Raw genomic sequence first — 17,383 nt, forward strand, 5'->3', positions numbered from 1 at the left:
AGCGAGAAGGAAAATGTCCAGTAGATATTGAGCACAGGCAGATTAAGTATAAAAATAATGTCATTGAATGTGATCATGGTAAGTTAAAGCGGATCATCAGGGCCACATTAGGATTCAAATCTATGAAGACGGCTTATGCCACAATTAAAGGTATTGAAGTCATGCGTGCACTACGTAAAGGACAAGCATCGTCATTTTATTATGGTCAGCCTCAAGGTGAAGTGTGTCTAATCAACAGGGTTTTCGGTCTCTAAGCACTTTTAAAAAGGAACTTCATCGACTCAAATCTCTATTTGCAACAGTGCCTTTTTTTGACCTTTGCTTCAACTTTCATACAGTCGGTATGCATCATATCCTGGTTTTGAGATGCTTCCATTTGCATGGATTTCATCTGTTCAGATGGCATTAAACACCGCTTATGTACAGACGAAGCAGCAGCAGCCGATCCTACTAAAAGGATAGCAAACGATAAAAACAGCGATAGGCATGTTTTTAACCACTGCATAGAGATAAGACCAAAATTTAAGCTTTTTTAGTTTTACAGATTCGAAAGGAAATGACAACAATTTCATGAATAGTAGCCGAAGCTACCATTCATGATTCCAAGTCATATTATTTTAAAAAACTAATTCGATACCTGCACCATATTTCCATCCCTTTTCAGACTCTGTTGCCTCTTGCATAGAAGTGGCTTTCTGTCCTTTTTCATATTGGTAAGCAACATCAATGAAAGGTTTAATTCGCTTAGTAATCTCATATCGGGTTTTGATACCAGTTTTAAGTTCTGATAAACCTGATTTTGCAGCATAGTTAGAATCATCGCTAAATATTACATCTGCTTCGATATAAGGTTGAGTAATAAGTTTCTGAGTTAAAAGCAAATCACGTTCTAATTCAAAACTTGCTCCCCAAAAATTATTCTCACCGCCATAAAGATATGCTTGTGTTTCAAAGAAATAAGGAGCTAATCCTAATACACCAATAACACCATCAACTCGATCACTGTTGCTGCTATTTTTATCTTCGCTATATCTTACACCAGCTTGTATATCCCAAAATGGGGCTACGTTACGGCTATAAAGTGCTGATACAGCATATTTTGGATCATTACTTTCTGACTTTTCCGAATTGGCTTCAATAAATAGACGATTTTCATCTGTTCCAATCAAAGTTTCAAGCTTTGTTCCTAGGTTGCCCTTACCGTCTTCATCAACCATCCATGCATTTTCAAGTCTTGTTACTTGATAAATTTGTCCGCCATGTTCTTTAAGATGATCATCGTGAGATCCGTCTGATGTCTTTCTTGCAGTCAAAATAATATTATCTCCCCCATTTGCATTTTCCATTGAATAATATTCTGGATACAATTCTTGGGGGCTATATCTTAAGCCGCCAGACTCCTGTAATAAGACTCTCATACCATTTGTAATATTACTTTCTTGTTCCGAAGTGCTGCTATTAGCAAAAGTTAAGTTTGATATACTTATTAATGCAATTGATAAGACTGTTTTTGAGAAGAAATTCTTAGTGATTTGCATGTGGATTTACTCCCTTCTCATTTACTTGGGACTGAGGAACAGTCTTTGTAGAATTACCATCTTCCACTTGAGCTACAATGAGTTTATTCATCATTCCTGCACTCATATGGTAAAGCAGGTGACAATGAATAGCCCACTCACCTAACTCATCAGCTGTGAGTAGAGTGGTTATCGTTTTCCCAGGTGGAACAATTACCGTATGTTTGTTTGGCATATTGCTTGGATCCTGACCATTCTCAAGCTGCATAAACATGCCATGTAAGTGCATTGGGTGAGCCATCATACTGTCATTGACAAATTTTAAGCGAATACGTTCACCATACTTCACCACTAGTGGGTCGGCTTCATTAAATTTTTTACCATTTATTGTCCAAATATAACGCTCCATGTTTCCACCAAGACGGATCTCTATTTCACGTTCAGCTGCACGAGTGTCTTTTTGAGGATCTAACGATTGCAAATCACTATATTGCAATGCTTTATTACCTTCAGGTGTTGAAGCATTTGCCCATCCAAATACGGTATTATCATTCTTGTCTGAAGCCGCCTTAACAGTAGCGCTATTCATCGGCATATCATGATCCATACCTTTCATAGAAGACATATCATGATCCATACCTTTCATAGAAGACATATCGTGATTCATGCCTTTCATAGAAGACATATCGTGATTCATGCCTTTCATAGAAGACATATCATGATTCATATCTTTCATAGAAGACATATCATGATTCATATCTTTCATAGAAGACATATCATGATCCATACCTTTCATAGAAGACATATCGTGATTCATGCCTTTCATAGAAGACATATCATGATCCATACCTTTCATAGAAGACATATCGTGATTCATATCTTTCATAGATGACATATCATGATTCATTCCCATATCTTCCATAGTCAATAAAGAACGAGGACGAGGCTTAGGCATCTCAATTTGTTTGACTGCTGGGCTGCTTTCTTCATGTAATGTTCCCACTGAAAAACCGGTACGATCAATAGATTCAGCTTCAATTTGGTAATGTGCTTGTTTTGGTTCCACAATGACATCATAGGTTTCAGCAGTACCAATACGGAACTCATCTACAGGAACCGGCTTTACAGGTTGACCATCAGCACTGACTACAGTCATTTTTAGGTTTGGAATGCGTACATCAAAGAATGACATAGCGGAAGCATTAATAAAACGAAGGCGAACTTTTTCACCAGCTTTGAAGTTACCGGTCCAGTTTTGCTGAGGTGTTTTGCCATTCATTAAAAATGTATAACCAGTCACATCGGACATATCTGTTTTCAGCATTCGCATCTGATTCCACATAGAACGGTCTTGCCAAGTCGCTTTTAGCCCATCACGTTTAACTTGTTTTAATACATCGAATACTGTTTCGCGGCGGTTCTGATAGTAATCTGCTTCTTTTTTAATATTTTTCATAATTTGATCACTTGTCGAATTATGAAAATCAGAAAGCAAAACAACGTAATCTTTATCGGTTTTTTCAGCAGCTGTTAGTGGAGTTTTATCTTTAGGATAAATAACAAAAGCACCATATAAACCGTCTTGTTCTTGTCCTTTACTATGTGAATGATACCAATAAGTACCATTTTGGCGGACTTTAAACTTATATTCATAAGTTTTATTAGGGGCAATGCCATTAAATTTGTTAAATCCAGGTACACCATCCATAATTCCAGGTAATAATAAGCCATGCCAATGGATTGAAGAGTCCTGATTTTTTAACTTATTGTGAACACGAATAACGGCATCATCTCCCTCTTCAAATTCAAGAAGAGGGGCAACGAATTTACCATTAACGGTAATTCTCTTTAGCGGTTTTCCTGTAATATTTACAGTCTGTTCCGCGATCGTTAAATCATATTCTTTAACTGCCGCCATTACCCAAGTTGATGAAAATAAACCAACTCCAATTAAGAGTATATGACTTAACTTTTTTGACATTCTATCTCACCTTTAGAAAGATCAAGATTGAAGTAATAAAGCAAATATTTAGTATAAACTTTAATACTTCTTTCTCGCTATTTATAAAATTATTTATTGCTACTAGGCATATTCATCTTTGAATGATCCATTTTAGAATGGTCCATATTCATCTTTGAATGATCCATTTTTGACATGTCAGATGAGTTAGGAGACTGATGTTGACTATGATCTTGCTGAGTCTTGTCATCTTTTTCCATTTTACAAGGTTTTGTACAAGGTTTCTGTGCTTTTACCGTTTTAGTGGCACTTGAGGTTGATACATCTTTTGCCCAAGATTGAGTACCAGCAATTAAAGTTCCAGCACACATTAAAATTGTTAGACTACGACGCACTACAGTTTTCATAAGTTTCTCTAAAAGTTAATTTCTTGCTACTACAATAAAGTGAAGCATTGAACATCTAAGTGACTTGAAAATGACATTTTTGTAATCTATCTCGATCAGATGTTTTATAACGTTATTATAGTTTTAATGAATAACTTAGGATTCTGAGATGAGAATACTATTAGTTGAAGATGAACAAAAAACTGGTGATTATCTCAAGCAAGGTTTATCCGAAGCTGGCTATATTACGGACTGGGTTACAGATGGGTTAACGGGTAAACATCAAGCTCTTTCTGAAGAGTATGACTTAATTATTTTAGACGTGATGTTACCTGGACTAAATGGTTGGAATATTATCAATGATATTCGTAGCAGCGGTAAAACAATGCCCATTCTTTTTCTTACCGCCCGAGATCAAATCGAAGATCGAGTAAAAGGATTAGAGCTAGGCGCTGATGATTATTTAGTTAAGCCTTTTGCTTTTGCAGAGCTTCTAGCTCGAATAAAAACGCTCCTTAGACGAGGGCAACAAAGAGAAGATAATAATATTATTAAGATTGCTGATTTAGAACTTGATTTGAGAAAACGTCGGGTAACACGAGCAGGTCAACGCATTGATCTGACGGCTAAAGAATTTGCGCTTATGGAGCTTTTTATGCGTAGAAGAGGTGAAATTCTACCAAGAGCACTTATTGCATCTCAAATTTGGGATATGAACTTTGATAGTGATACAAATGTAGTTGAAGTCGCTATTAAACGATTAAGAAATAAAGTAGATAGTAATTTTACCCCTAAGTTAATTCAGAATATTCGAGGAATGGGGTATGTATTAGAGGTAGAAGATGAATAATAAATTATTCAAATCTATCAGTTTTCGTATTGGTATTATTTTCTCATTATCGACTATATGCATTCTCATTATGATGGGGTTTTTCATCCATAAATTAGTGATGCATCATTTTGAAACGCAAGATCGTACCCAATTAGAAGGTAAAATCCAGCTTATTCAGAATCTTCTCCAACAGCATCCTAAAAATTCTCCAGAACTTGATCTATATTTGAAAGATGCTTTAGTTGGACACCATGATCTTATGGTCCAAATAGAACGACCGGCAGGTCAGATTTTATTTAGTTCAGCATCTTCAATCATTAATACTCAAAATTTAATCAAGTCAGCAAATAATTCATGGATTAAATGGCAAGTTCAAAATAAGACCTATCGTGGCATGATCTACACTACAGGTATAAATAGAAATTCTGAAATACAATCTGTACGAATTATTGTTGGGATCGATACATCAGAACATCTACATTTTCTAAAAGATTTTAAGCGTCAACTTTTGTATATTGGTTTGGCTGGTACGATTTGTTTAATGTTTTTAGGCTGGTTTGCAACCTGGAGAGGTTTAAGACCCGTGCAAAAAATGGCTAAGGTCGCAGAAGGCATTTCTGCCCAACATCTTTCAGAACGTTTAGAAGTTGAGCACACACCAACAGAACTAAAATCATTAGCAATTGCCTTCAATGATATGCTCGACAGACTAGAATCAGCTTTAGAAAGGCTTTCCGATTTTTCATCTGATTTAGCGCATGAAATTAGAACACCGATTAATAACTTAATGACTCAAACTCAAGTATGTCTTGCCCGTAAACGAGATACCAGTACCTATCAAGAAGTACTATTTTCTAATTTAGAAGAATTAGAACGTTTGGCTCGAATGGTATCCGATATGCTTTTCTTGGCAAAAGCAGAACATGGCCTAAAATTACAGAACTTACAGAATATTGACCTGGTTAAAGAAGTTACAGCCTTATTTGATTTCTATGATGCGCTAGCTGCCGAAAAAAATATGACGCTTCAACAAACAGGATCTGGAAATGTCAAAGGTGATCCTGCTATGTTACGTCGAGCACTCAGCAATCTATTATCTAATGCAGTTAAATATGGAAATAAGAATTCTACAATACGCATAAAACTTCAACAGAATTTAGATAACACAATATTTTCAATTGAAAATGAAGGCCCTGAAATCTCTCCTGAACAACTATCCAGGTTATTTGATCGATTTTATCGAACAGATGCATCTAGACAAAGAACAGAAGAAGGAACCGGCTTAGGGCTCGCGATAACAAAATCTATTCTTGATATGCTTGGGGCGACCATCCAGGCTGAATCCCTCAATGGTCGAATCATTTTTACCATTGTTTTTCAAAGTGAATCCATGCAAGGGGAATCATTTTAACTCATTTTTTTGAACATCTTCCATTTACCCGAGTTGACCTTACATAAAGCTCAAACTGAGAGCCAGAGCTACGCCAGCACCTATCATGGCAATTGTGTAGCCAAATATGATAGCTCGGCCAAACTGTGCCCCCCCTGTCATCCATGCAATTGTCGCTTTGCTTAACATGTTGCTCAGTGTGGCCAGCCCTAGCGCGACAGCAGCCACATTTGTTGTTAAGCCTTCAGTACTATGCAGGCGGGCAAGTGAGACTAAAATAGCATCTACGTCTGCTAGCCCAGAAATAGTCGATAATACGAAGATGCCGCTGGTGCCCAACCATTGTTTTGCTGCCGGGACCAAGACTGCCATGACAGCCAGGAAAGCAGCGAAGCTGAATGCTGTCCCAAGATCAAAAGGAGCCATTGCTTCTATTGTTCGATCGTTGTTTTCAGCGCTGGTAATTTGGCGTTGTCTCCACAATGCCATACCCAGCAGAAGGATTCCCGCAATCATCATTGCACCACCAAAAGTGCTTAGCAATGCTGGCTCAATGACGCCTATCAGCACAACCATACGAAAAAACATGATGCCACAGGCAGCCAATGTTCCAGAAATAGCAGCACTGACCATGACGGGGTGCTGGCGTGTATAGCGTGCCAGTGCGACAGTTGCAGCTGTAGAAGATGCCAAACCACCCAATAGACCTGTCCAGAATATGCCTCTTTCTGAACCGGTAAGCCGCATGGCAAAATGACCTGCCAGAGAGAGTCCGGCAATCAGGATCACTGCCCACCATAACTGGTAAGGATTTAATGCAGCAAAAGGTCCCAGACCCGTATTGGGTAAGTAGGGTAATATAACGACAGAAAGTACCAGCAACTGCAGGGATGCGGTTAATTCACGATGCTCTATCAAGCGTAGCCAACCGTGTAAGGTTGGCTTGAGATCCAAAAATACAGCCACGATGACAGCCGCGGTTAATGCTAAAGTAACATTACCATGGGATGCATATGCACCTAAAACTAATGTCAACAGCATCGCGATCGTCGTGGTAGCGCTTAGATTACCGGAAATTTTTGCGGTACGAGCATAGGACACTGTTAGTAATAAGGAAAGCCCTAATACGGCCGCAACTAGCGGCCAAGCTCCGAAGTTTGGTTGTAAATGACCGAGCACTCCTCCGAGCAATCCTGTCAATGTGAAGGTACGTAGACCTGCTACTCGGCTGCCTTCTGGCAGTTCTCGATCCTGCCATCCTCGTTCTAAACCAATGAGCAGGCCGATGGCGAGTGCTGCAACCAGCCCTGATACATCTGGTGGAAGAAAGGAACTCTCTATCATAACTTTTTATTTCGCAGGCGAAGGGCATTGGTGATGACTGAAGCTGAACTCAAACTCATAGCCAAGGCGGCAATCATCGGTGACAACAACCAACCGGTAAATGGATATAGTACGCCAGCCGCGATAGGGATACCCAAAGCATTGTAAAGGAAAGCAAACATGAGGTTCTGTTTCATGTTGCCGACAGTAGCTTCCGAAAGTGAACGGGCAACAGCAATCCCTCGTAAATCTCCCTTGATCAGCGTAACTTGGGCACTATTCATTGCAACATCAGTCCCGGTGCCCATAGCGATACCGACATCAGCTTTAGCCAAGGCTGGTGCATCATTGATGCCATCACCAGCCATTGCCACGATGCGACCTTGCTTCTGCAATTTGCTGACAAGTTCGAGTTTATCTGCGGGTTTAACTTCACCATGTACCTCATCAATACCCAGACGTGATGCGACTGAACGGGCAGTGGTGAGACCATCTCCTGTTGCCATCACGATACGTAGTCCAGCTTCCTTCAGGGTGGCAAGTGCTTCAGGGGTACTTTTTTTGATGGGATCGGATACTGCAAGCAGGCCGGCCAATTCACCATTGATGGCTAGATGCATCACACTTGCACCTTCTGAACGCAGCTCTTCGGCTTGCGGAATCAGAGATTGTACCGAGATACCTAATTGCTCCATCAGTGCTGTGTTGCCCAAAGCTAACTGACGATCGCCCACTTGACCTCGAACACCAATCCCTGAGCCTGATTCAAAATTATCTGGTGTTTCAAGAGGCAGGCCACGTTCGTGTGCTGCATTTACAATCGCTTCGGCTAGCGGGTGTTCACTGCCTTGATCAAGACTGGCGGCTAAACGTAATACTTCAGATTCATCGAAACCTGATGCGGCAACCACACGATCGAATACAGGGCGTCCTTCGGTCAACGTACCTGTTTTATCGATGATTAGTGTGTCAATCTTGCGCAGATTCTCAATGGCTGCTGCATCGCGGAACAACACACCATGAGTAGCACCTTGACCCGTTGCAACCATGATAGACATTGGAGTTGCCAAGCCTAGTGCACAAGGACAGGCAATAATGAGTACTGCCACAGCATTGATTAATGCATAAACCCAGCTCGACTCTTCTGGGCCGAACAGTCCCCATCCAAAGAAGGTAAGCAAGGCAATGGCTACTACAGCCATGACAAACCAACCTGCAACCTGATCAGCCATGCGTTGCATTGGGGCTCTTGAGCGTTGAGCTTGCGCCACCATCTGTACGATCTGAGACAACATGGTACTTGAACCAATTTTCTCTGAACGCATGATTAGGGAACCATTGGTATTCAGGGTAGCACCAATGACTTTATCACCGATGCGTTTAGTGATCGGTAAAGGTTCACCTGTCAGCATAGATTCATCCAATGAACTGCTTCCATCGGTGACTACACCATCCACAGGAACTTTTTCACCTGGGCGGATGCGGAGTAAATCTCCTACATGGACATGAGTCAGAGGAACATCTTCCTCAGTTCCATCGGGCAGGATTCGGCGAGCTGTTTTAGGAGCAAGTCCGAGGAGTGACTTAATTGCAGCAGAAGTTTGCGAACGTGCTTTTAATTCCAGTATTTGCCCCAGTAGGGTCAAAGAAATGATGACCGCTGAAGCTTCAAAGTAAACAGCGACACGACCCATGGAGATAAATGAGTCTGGAAAGATTTGTGGTGCAATGGTCGCAACCACACTGTAAATAAAAGCAGCCCCTGTACCTAGACCGATCAGGGTCCACATGTTCGGGCTGCGATTCACAACCGATTGCCAACCACGGGAAAAAAATGGCCAACCTGCCCACAGTACAATCGGGAGTGACAACACTAATTCAATCCAGCTCTGAACTGCCATGTCGAATAGGTTCAGTTGATGGCCAAACATTGCCAAAAAAGTCACGATGATGGTCAATGGCAGTGTCCACCAGAAGCGTCGGCGGAAATCACGTAACTCCGGATTCTCATCTTCCTCTAATTCAGGAATGAGTGGCTCCAGTGTCATTCCGCATTTAGGACAGTTTCCAGGATGATCTTGCCTGATTTCTGGATGCATTGGGCATGTATAGATGGTCGTACCTGTTGTGCTTGCCGCATTAACGTGTTGAACAGTCTGATGATGCTGTGTATGTGCATCGGCAGTCGTCGTTGCGGGTTTAGCGATATATTGCACCGGGCTGCTATGAAACTTTGATTGACATTTATCACTGCAAAAAAAGTAAGTTTTCCCCTTAAATTCCTCATGGTATTTCGATTCTTCAGTGACGGTCATACCACAGACTGGGTCTTTCAGTACGTCTGTTGTAGCCTGTGCCATATGGTCCTGGTTATGATTTTTTTGATCTGACATAAATAATTCTCTTATGGAAAAGTGGTTTTATGGCCGAATTTTGGAATAAATCTCGGAGTCTGTTGAGCATAGCTGTCATAGACAGCGCCAAACTGTTTACTCATTTCAGCCTCTTCCTTAATTGCCAAGCGGCTGTACATTAAGAGTAGGATTGGAAACATAATCAGTGTCAGTAAAGTTGGCCATTGCAATAAAAAACCCAGCAAGATCATCACAAAAGCCACGTATTGTGGGTGACGTATACGTGCATAAGGGCCTGTGATCGCTAAAGAATGCTGACGTTGCGCGTTGTACAGCACGTGCCATGACGTTGATAACAGGTAAAATCCATAGCCCAAGAAAACGTAACTGGCGATATGCAAAATGCCAAAATGTGGATCACCTTTTTCACCTAATAGCGTTGACCACAAGTGACCTGCATTATGAGAAAGTAAGTCAAGTTGAGGGAAGCGAGTTTGAAGCCAACCAGATAACAGGTAAATGGTTAAAGGAAAACCATACATTTCGACAAATAGAGCAATGATAAAAGCCGAAAAGGCCCCAAATGTACGCCAATCGCGCGCAGTGGAAGGTCTAAAAAAACTGAAAGCGAACATGATAAAAACTGCTGAGTTAATGATAACCAGCGTCCATAAACCATAAGCCGATTCCGCATGATTCATGATGGATCTCCTGATAAGAGCTATTTTTTGTTATCAGATATATCGGATTTTTTTTGCTGCGAGTGGTTATGCCCATGACCACCATGCATAAAAATATGCATCAGTGGACACGCTAAAAGGAATAAATAAGGCAAAGCACCGATAACGTGGGCTAAATGTTCCGTTAATAGAAAATAAGCTGCGATACCACCCAGCACGATTAGACCAATGGCATAACGTGTAGACCAGAAGTTAGGTACTGAATTATTTTCTTGGTGTTGGTGATTCATGGTGCTTTCCCCTAATTCATGGGTAACTATTTAGTTGCTGACGGAGGCATACAGTCCATCATCATCTGCATCATGGATTGCATCATGTCCATACGTTTTTCCATCATCTGCTGACGGTCAGCCATATTTGCATTCATGCTTTGGCTGCCCATCTGTTTCATCATACTCATACCTCCTTGCATGAGTTTCATGTGCTCAGCCATAAGTTTCTGACGTTCTTGTGGGGTTTTTGCAGCCATCATCTTCTCATGCATGGCTTGCATCGCCTTCATGTGTTGATCCATTGCAGCCATTTTATCTGTAGCAGTGGTGCTGGTAACTGTTTGCTTAATTGTTACTGCAGATGGTGCTGTTTTTTCAGGGTGGTGATCTTTGTGTTCATCGGATTGCTGTGCAAATGTATTCAATGACGCGGCTGCGATACATAAGCCCAAAAAAATGTTTTTGAATTTCATCATAATTTTTTCCTTTAAATAATTTGGAAGTAAAAGCTATGTTTTAGTACTGAACAGAGTCTAGGAATTTGACTACTAAACTGATGAAATTTTTGGTTATTCTCTGTCTCTCTTAAAAATTTTAGCACTATTAATTAATTATTTTTAAAAATGACAAAAATGTAATTTTGAGATCTTCTCGAAATATATAGTCTATGCTGAGATGACAAAAATTTTATTTAATATTAATCTTTTAAAACTATTAAAGTTGTTATGATTTTATGTGCTTAAAAAAATAAAAATGAAATGATTAGATGACTCCAAGGCTAGTTAGAGACACATTCTTAATGTAATTTACACTGTTATTCCTTTAAAGAAAAAATACAGTTGATCAAAATAGTTTTTTATAGAAAAAAGGGTGGATAATTTAATTATTAAACTTATTGGTATATTTATTAGATAGAAGGTAAAGAAGATTATTTTTAATATTAGGGTTTATAATCCAAATTTCAGAGTAAGGAATCTACTACTTATATAATAGAGATTCCATCTCCAAAACAGTACTACTGTATGAATGAGTTGTATTCAATGCAGGGAAGAATGTAGATCCTTAATACTAACGGAAAATTATTTTACTGAATTTTCATGTAAAGACTCATTTAATTGATCAATCACTGTCGTCCATTCACCATCAGAGTGTAGTTTTTCTTCTAAAAAATGACGTTGAGCATCAGTCCAAAAAATTGCTTGTGTTAAAAAAACATCTCCAGCTAGCTGATGGCTCTCTATGAATTTTGCAATTGCTTCTTCAGTAGAAGCTAAACCAAGCTGTTCAAATAATTTGGTCATTCTTGGACGTGTTTGAGTCATGTGCTTAGCCCACAAATTTATATTAGATCAAATTAAACATAACATGTTTATATTTAAACTAAAATATAAAAAATTAAATAGCTACTATTTTCTTAGACAAAATGATTACTACATTTCATAAATCAACCACCTACATAATTTGTTTGTTAAATGATCATTATTTTTCAATAAGATTATTTTAATAGTTAAAGATTTTAAATTTTAAAAATGACAAAAATGTAATTTTGAAGTCATCGCTCTGTTTCTGTCTCTCACTAATAATTGAAATATAAGAGGAGATGATGTGGTCTCATTAAATATAGATTTTATAAAGTCATCTCTAATGAACTAACGAATCAAGAGGAAACGTAAATGAAATTATTTCAAAATAAAATGACTGCTCTACGTAATGTTGTAGTAGCTGCAACGATGATTGTGGCTACTACAACTACGTTCGCTCATGTGAGTTTAGTGAGTGCGATTCCTGCGGAAAATGCATCTATCCTTAGTCAACCAAAGAACTTGACCCTTAACTTTGGTGCAGAGGTTATGTTGATGAATATTAAGTTACTGGATGCTCAGCGAAGAGATGTTCCTTTAAAATATAAAGTTACTCATGACTTAAAGAAATCCTTTGATGTCGCTCTTCCGAAACTGAAAAAAGGTAAATATACGGTTGTCTGGACAACAATGGGGAAAGATGGTCACAACATGAATGGTGAATATAGTTTCACTATCAAATCAACTAAATAAGAATTGATTACCTTTCAACATGTCAGTGAGGTGCTGGCATGTTGTTCTAGAATGGACAAAAATAATGATTTCTGAATATTGGATGTGGGCCACTTGGTTAACTAAGGTTATTTTATATTTAAGTGTAGCTTTTGTCGTTGGTGGAGCCTTTTGCTATTTTTTACTTAGACAATATCTTGAACTAAAAGAATCGATTCTTAAATATATTACAATTGGCGCTGGATTAGGCCTAATTTCCAGTACCTTGGGATTTTTTATTCTGATTGGTAGTTTTGCCAATACTGGTATTACAGGTATGGTGGACCCCACGTATATTAATATATTGGTTAATACTCCGACGGGGTATATATACGTTCTTCGTTCTATTAGTTTTGCTCTTTTACTTCTTCTCATGGTGGTTAAACTTAACAGGAACAAAGGTCATTTTTCTATAATTGAAAGTTCAATATTTTGTATTTTACTTATCCCGATTATTTTTAGTTTTTCCCAGCTCGGACATGTCGCTAATTTAACCTTACTTGCTCAAATTTTATTATCAATCCATATTCTAGTTATGTCGTTATGGATGGGGTCTTTATATCCGTTATGGAAAACCAGCCGGGAAATAAGTGGTTTACCTTTAAAAGATCGCATGCATGTATTTGGACGTATTGCTGCTTTCATTGTTGGGATATTAATCGCCTGTGGCGCTAGTGTAGCTCTTCTTTTAATTAAAGATTTTAATACCTTAATCAATACTGCATATGGCTATGGTTTCATGGTTAAAATGTTTTTTGTTATAAGTATTCTACTTTTAGCTGCCTTCAACAAATGGTATTTCACCCCGCGTCTTCAACATCCTAAATTCGCTAAACACCTTAGTCATGCCATTTTATTTGAGATGTTATTAGGTCTATCAATTCTATTAACAACAGGCTATATAACCACTGTCGTGGGTATTGAATAAGAGAATTTCAAAATAAGGGAATTGAGGAAATTTAACATTACTGCATTTATCTTTTGTAGCTGAGCAATAAAGTTTCTACTGGACTGTCAACTTACGACAATCAGAACAGTAAAATCGCATCATGAGGCATTATACATAAAGGTAGTCACCGGTTTTTAGCTTATCTTCAACCCATAACGGTCTCATCTATTCAGTTCACTACCATTGATTGAAATAACTAATCTTATAAATTTCAGAGTGATCGTAGATGACAAAAATGTCATTTTAAAGTCACATTAATGTTGGTTAAGTACTTTTACTGTAGTCATTAGAACACTCTTCTTTGGAATACTCTGAAGAAAACTGTAAGGTTGTAAACAGACCAAGTTACAGCGAGTAACTGATTCAGAAAAAGGCTGGTTGTATGGTGAAAGTTTAGAGTTACTGTTCTAATGTTTTAAACAAATGTTTTGTTAAAAAGGAGCAACATATGAAATTTCACATCGCTAATATGACTTGTGGTGGTTGTGCACGCGGCATTACTACCGCAATTAAAGAGCTCGACTCGAATGCTTCACTCGATATTGATTTACAAAACCGTATCGTTGAAATCAACACAACAGTGAGTCAGGATAAAGTCATTGCCACTCTCAGTGAGCGTGGATTTACAGCTGATCCTGCTTAATCTCTGTTAGAGTAACAGTGGGAATTCCTTACCACTTTTACTCTCTCTTATTTTCCTCATCGTACAGATAAAATCTGTACTTGCTTGCAATAAAAGTAGCCCCTGAATTCCCCATAATCTTGGTTCGAGCTGATCTTCGCATATAGAACTCAGCATATCTAAATGATAGAGATCGTATATGAGTACCGAAATGACTGATACGCCACACTACAGTGAAACATTAGAGATTGAGGGGATGACATGTGCTTCTTGTGTAGGCCGTGTGGAAAAAGCTTTAAAATCTGTTGAGGGTGTTGAATCGGCTCATGTAAATCTGGCTACCGAAAAAGCAGTCATTTATGCGCATCAACCACTTGATCGCGCTACTTTAATTAAAGCCGTAGAAAAAGCAGGCTACGAAGTAGAAGCGCTGCAACCAATAGAGCTTACGATTGAGGGTATGTCATGTGCTTCTTGTGTAGGTCGAGTAGAAAAAGCCTTAAAATCTGTTGAGGGGGTGGAATCAGCACATGTAAATCTGGCTACTGAAAAAGCGACTATTCAGGCAAGCTCATCTGTCACTCGTGACTCGTTAATTCAGGCTGTCACCAAAGCAGGGTTTGAAGCAAAGTCAGTTCATCAAACTACGGAAAGCTTTCAAGATAAAAAGAATATTGAATTAGAAAAACTTAAAAAAGATTTAATTTTGTCAGTCTTATTGACTCTACCCGTTTTTATTTTAGAAATGGGATCACACCTGATTCCCGCCTTTCATACGTTTATGATGGATAACATTGGCCAACAAAATAGCTGGTTAATGCAATTTTTCTTGACCACAGTAGCATTAATTTTTCCAGGCCGACGCTTCTTTAAAAAGGGCATCCCAAGTTTATTCCGCTTAGCACCAGACATGAATTCCTTGGTGGCTGTAGGAACATTGGCTGCTTATCTTTATTCAGTGGTTGCTACTTTCTTTCCAAGTGTCCTGCCACAAGGCACGGTCAATGTTTATTATGAAGCTGCAGCGGTTATTATCACTTTAATTCTATTAGGTAGATTTTTTGAAGCCAAGGCAAAAGGCCGAACGTCTTTAGCAATTCAACATCTAGTTGGAATGCAGCCTAAAGTTGCCAGAATACAGCTCAATAATCAGGTGATAGAAGTTCCGATTGCCGAAGTTCAAACAGGAACGATTGTAGAGATTAGACCAGGCGAGCGTATCCCTGTCGATGGTGAAGTTATTCACGGCCAAAGTTTTATTGATGAATCCATGATTACTGGCGAGCCTATGCCCGTTGAAAAAACGATAGGCTCTACTGTGGTAGGAGGAACAATTAACCAAAGTGGCAGCTTAAATATCAAAGCCACCTCTGTTGGTAGTTCATCAGTGCTTTCTCAAATCATCCGAATGGTTGAACAGGCACAGGGTTCCAAGCTGCCTATTCAGGCATTGGTTGATAAAATTACCATGTGGTTTGTACCTGTAGTAATGGGTCTCTCTCTTTTAACTTTTATTACTTGGTTTATCTTCGGCCCTGAGCCAGCCCTAACGTTTAGCTTAGTTAATGCAGTTGCGGTACTCATTATTGCATGTCCTTGTGCAATGGGACTTGCAACGCCTACATCAATCATGGTGGGAACTGGGCGTGGTGCTGAAATGGGTGTTTTATTCCGTAAAGGGGAAGCTTTGCAGCTGCTCAAAGAAACTAAAGTGGTTGCTGTTGATAAAACAGGGACCCTGACTGAAGGGAAACCAATTTTAACCGATCTGCATGTCTTAGAAGGGTTTGAATACAATGCCGTACTTTCACTTATGGCAGCCGTTGAATCAAAGTCTGAGCATCCTATTGCTCGAGCAATTGTACAAGCCGCTATAGATAAGGAATTAATCCTGTCTCCTGTTGCTGATTTCAAGTCAGTCACGGGCTATGGAATAGAAGCAACGGTGTCTGAACATTTGGTTCATATTGGTGCAGATCGATATATGGAAAAACTAGGTTTGAATCCTAATGTTTTTTCTCAATTTTCGGATCGTTTGGGAGAAGAAGGAAAAACCCCTCTCTATGTTGCGATTGACCAGAAACTTGCTGCCATTATTGCTGTAGCAGATCCAATTAAAGAATCAACATTTGCTGCAATTGAAGCGTTACATCAGTTAGGTTTAAAGGTTGCCATGATTACAGGTGATAACCGTCATACAGCTCAAGCGATTGCAAAAAAACTAGGTATTGATGAGGTTATTGCAGAAGTCTTACCAGAAGGTAAAATAGAGGCCGTTAAAAAATTAAAAAATCAATATGGTAAACTCGCATATGTTGGAGATGGCATTAATGATGCCCCTGCACTTGCAGAAGCAGATATTGGTTTAGCAATAGGTACAGGTACAGACGTAGCTATTGAAGCTGCTGATGTGGTTTTGATGTCTGGCAACCTGAAAGGAGTGCCAAATGCTATCGCTTTAAGCAAAGCGACTATAACCAATATTCGTGAAAATTTATTTTGGGCATTTGTTTACAATGCAGCTCTGATTCCTATTGCAGCAGGTGTACTTTATCCGCAATTTGGACTGCTACTTTCTCCTGTATTTGCTGCTGGTGCAATGGCTCTCTCGTCAATATTTGTACTAGGAAATGCTTTACGATTAAAACGTTTTAAAGCCCCCCTTGCAATTATTTAACCATTTTTTATATACATTTAAAGTTTTGTTGGCTTTACTTTATATATTTGGAAAGGCTTTGTTGCACAAAGATTTGAAATGCAAAGCGCCCCTAATTGAGCCAAATTTAAGGCGTAACTTGGGTAAATGGTCGACCTAATTCAGTGAATTTATTGAGGACTGCCACACGTGTATGAATCTCATTGACTTGGCTTTGAAAGCTCCTTGCACTCAGTTTATCGCCCAATAATTTAATGCAATGCATCTTGGTTTCTACCAAACTTCGCCGATGATAGCCTGACCATTTTTTCCATAGTGTCCTGCCTAAACGTTTAACTGTTCGAAGTAATTCATTTCGTTCTAGCGAGCT

Annotated in this window: 17 protein-coding genes and 1 pseudogene; 7 read left to right on the top strand and 11 right to left on the bottom strand. The window is 39.1% G+C overall.

The window, feature by feature from the left end; translation table 11 throughout:
• Positions 1-254 (top strand): transposase (locus NI468_RS14835; protein WP_253102501.1); only part of this gene is annotated, 254 nt, incomplete at its 5' end.
• A gap of 53 nt (positions 255-307) precedes the next feature.
• On the opposite strand, the pseudogene NI468_RS14840 reads toward NI468_RS14835, so the two are convergent.
• From NI468_RS14840 to NI468_RS14855, 4 genes and pseudogenes are all read right to left on the bottom strand, one after another.
• Positions 308-572 (bottom strand): annotated as a pseudogene (locus tag NI468_RS14840) (hypothetical protein); the annotation flags it as partial.
• A 45-nt stretch (positions 573-617) separates the two neighbouring features.
• Complete coding sequence (locus NI468_RS14845; protein WP_004733213.1) at positions 618-1,538, bottom strand: copper resistance protein B; 921 nt, start codon at positions 1,536-1,538, stop codon at positions 618-620.
• Entirely contained in the window at positions 1,525-3,498 is a 1,974-nt protein-coding gene (locus NI468_RS14850; RefSeq protein WP_253102502.1) for a multicopper oxidase domain-containing protein, read from the bottom strand. Before NI468_RS14850 ends, NI468_RS14845 begins: the two co-directional genes overlap by 14 nt.
• A gap of 89 nt (positions 3,499-3,587) precedes the next feature.
• Positions 3,588-3,884 carry a hypothetical protein gene (locus NI468_RS14855; RefSeq protein WP_253102504.1) on the bottom strand — a complete coding sequence of 99 codons (297 nt, stop codon included), beginning with the start codon at positions 3,882-3,884 and terminating at the stop codon, positions 3,588-3,590.
• A 148-nt stretch (positions 3,885-4,032) separates the two neighbouring features.
• Here NI468_RS14855 and NI468_RS14860 point away from each other — a divergent pair, with 148 nt between their 5' ends.
• The gene (locus NI468_RS14860) at positions 4,033-4,713 is read left to right on the top strand and encodes a heavy metal response regulator transcription factor (protein ID WP_004679347.1); all 681 of its coding nucleotides are present in this window, start codon (positions 4,033-4,035) and stop codon (positions 4,711-4,713) included.
• Positions 4,706-6,106, top strand: a complete 1,401-nt coding sequence (locus NI468_RS14865; RefSeq protein ID WP_004733222.1) for a heavy metal sensor histidine kinase — start codon at positions 4,706-4,708, stop codon at positions 6,104-6,106. The genes NI468_RS14860 and NI468_RS14865 overlap by 8 nt, the downstream gene beginning before the upstream one ends.
• A 39-nt stretch (positions 6,107-6,145) precedes the next feature.
• On the opposite strand, the gene NI468_RS14870 is transcribed toward NI468_RS14865, so the two are convergent.
• The 6 genes from NI468_RS14870 to NI468_RS14895 all read right to left on the bottom strand — a co-directional run bounded on the left by NI468_RS14870 (position 6,146) and on the right by NI468_RS14895 (position 12,036).
• A complete protein-coding gene (locus tag NI468_RS14870) occupies positions 6,146-7,429 on the bottom strand; it encodes an MgtC/SapB family protein (protein WP_109267457.1) in 1,284 nt (427 codons plus the stop codon).
• Positions 7,426-9,801 carry a heavy metal translocating P-type ATPase gene (locus tag NI468_RS14875; RefSeq protein ID WP_004733229.1) on the bottom strand — a complete coding sequence of 792 codons (2,376 nt, stop codon included), beginning with the start codon at positions 9,799-9,801 and terminating at the stop codon, positions 7,426-7,428. The genes NI468_RS14870 and NI468_RS14875 overlap by 4 nt, the downstream gene beginning before the upstream one ends.
• Positions 9,802-9,812: 11 nt before the next feature.
• Positions 9,813-10,463, bottom strand: coding sequence for a methyltransferase family protein (locus tag NI468_RS14880; RefSeq protein WP_004663997.1), 651 nt, complete (start codon positions 10,461-10,463; stop codon positions 9,813-9,815).
• Between the two features lie 20 nt (positions 10,464-10,483).
• Positions 10,484-10,732, bottom strand: coding sequence for a DUF2933 domain-containing protein (locus NI468_RS14885; RefSeq protein WP_004695740.1), 249 nt, complete (start codon positions 10,730-10,732; stop codon positions 10,484-10,486).
• Between the two features lie 26 nt (positions 10,733-10,758).
• A complete protein-coding gene (locus tag NI468_RS14890; protein ID WP_004695737.1) occupies positions 10,759-11,190 on the bottom strand; it encodes a hypothetical protein in 432 nt (143 codons plus the stop codon).
• A gap of 603 nt (positions 11,191-11,793) precedes the next feature.
• A complete protein-coding gene (locus NI468_RS14895; protein WP_004281876.1) occupies positions 11,794-12,036 on the bottom strand; it encodes a DUF2789 family protein in 243 nt (80 codons plus the stop codon).
• A gap of 351 nt (positions 12,037-12,387) precedes the next feature.
• Between NI468_RS14895 and NI468_RS14900 the strand changes: the two genes are divergently transcribed.
• The 4 genes from NI468_RS14900 to NI468_RS14915 all read left to right on the top strand — a co-directional run bounded on the left by NI468_RS14900 (position 12,388) and on the right by NI468_RS14915 (position 17,034).
• Entirely contained in the window at positions 12,388-12,768 is a 381-nt protein-coding gene (locus tag NI468_RS14900) for a copper resistance CopC family protein (RefSeq protein WP_004681441.1), read from the top strand.
• Positions 12,769-12,832: 64 nt separating this feature from the next.
• Positions 12,833-13,714, top strand: coding sequence for a copper resistance D family protein (locus NI468_RS14905; RefSeq protein ID WP_004733231.1), 882 nt, complete (start codon positions 12,833-12,835; stop codon positions 13,712-13,714).
• Positions 13,715-14,183: 469 nt separating this feature from the next.
• Positions 14,184-14,378, top strand: coding sequence for a heavy-metal-associated domain-containing protein (locus NI468_RS14910; protein ID WP_004733233.1), 195 nt, complete (start codon positions 14,184-14,186; stop codon positions 14,376-14,378).
• Positions 14,379-14,556: 178 nt separating this feature from the next.
• Complete coding sequence (locus NI468_RS14915) at positions 14,557-17,034, top strand: heavy metal translocating P-type ATPase (RefSeq protein ID WP_004281880.1); 2,478 nt, start codon at positions 14,557-14,559, stop codon at positions 17,032-17,034.
• 106 nt (positions 17,035-17,140) lie between these two features.
• Here NI468_RS14915 and NI468_RS14920 read toward each other — a convergent pair.
• The coding region (locus tag NI468_RS14920; protein ID WP_338149776.1) for a transposase at positions 17,141-17,383 on the bottom strand (243 nt) is incomplete at its 5' end.

It is taken from the genome of Acinetobacter lwoffii (genome assembly GCF_024129355.1).
Lineage (GTDB): Bacteria > Pseudomonadota > Gammaproteobacteria > Pseudomonadales > Moraxellaceae > Acinetobacter > Acinetobacter lwoffii_I.

Excerpts from the sequence above, each read along its gene's own strand:
- NI468_RS14915 (WP_004281880.1), top strand. The coding sequence starts at position 14,557 with ATGAGTACCGAAATGACTGATACGCCACACTACAGTGAAACATTAGAG.
- NI468_RS14870 (WP_109267457.1), bottom strand. The coding sequence starts at position 7,429 with ATGATAGAGAGTTCCTTTCTTCCACCAGATGTATCAGGGCTGGTTGCA.
- NI468_RS14880 (WP_004663997.1), bottom strand. The coding sequence starts at position 10,463 with ATGAATCATGCGGAATCGGCTTATGGTTTATGGACGCTGGTTATCATT.
- NI468_RS14905 (WP_004733231.1), top strand. The coding sequence starts at position 12,833 with ATGATTTCTGAATATTGGATGTGGGCCACTTGGTTAACTAAGGTTATT.
- NI468_RS14900 (WP_004681441.1), top strand. The coding sequence starts at position 12,388 with ATGAAATTATTTCAAAATAAAATGACTGCTCTACGTAATGTTGTAGTA.
- NI468_RS14885 (WP_004695740.1), bottom strand. The coding sequence starts at position 10,732 with ATGAATCACCAACACCAAGAAAATAATTCAGTACCTAACTTCTGGTCT.
- NI468_RS14865 (WP_004733222.1), top strand. The coding sequence starts at position 4,706 with ATGAATAATAAATTATTCAAATCTATCAGTTTTCGTATTGGTATTATT.
- NI468_RS14850 (WP_253102502.1), bottom strand. The coding sequence starts at position 3,498 with ATGTCAAAAAAGTTAAGTCATATACTCTTAATTGGAGTTGGTTTATTT.
- NI468_RS14910 (WP_004733233.1), top strand. The coding sequence starts at position 14,184 with ATGAAATTTCACATCGCTAATATGACTTGTGGTGGTTGTGCACGCGGC.
- NI468_RS14860 (WP_004679347.1), top strand. The coding sequence starts at position 4,033 with ATGAGAATACTATTAGTTGAAGATGAACAAAAAACTGGTGATTATCTC.
- NI468_RS14895 (WP_004281876.1), bottom strand. The coding sequence starts at position 12,036 with ATGACTCAAACACGTCCAAGAATGACCAAATTATTTGAACAGCTTGGT.
- NI468_RS14855 (WP_253102504.1), bottom strand. The coding sequence starts at position 3,884 with ATGAAAACTGTAGTGCGTCGTAGTCTAACAATTTTAATGTGTGCTGGA.
- NI468_RS14845 (WP_004733213.1), bottom strand. The coding sequence starts at position 1,538 with ATGCAAATCACTAAGAATTTCTTCTCAAAAACAGTCTTATCAATTGCA.
- NI468_RS14890 (WP_004695737.1), bottom strand. The coding sequence starts at position 11,190 with ATGATGAAATTCAAAAACATTTTTTTGGGCTTATGTATCGCAGCCGCG.
- NI468_RS14875 (WP_004733229.1), bottom strand. The coding sequence starts at position 9,801 with ATGTCAGATCAAAAAAATCATAACCAGGACCATATGGCACAGGCTACA.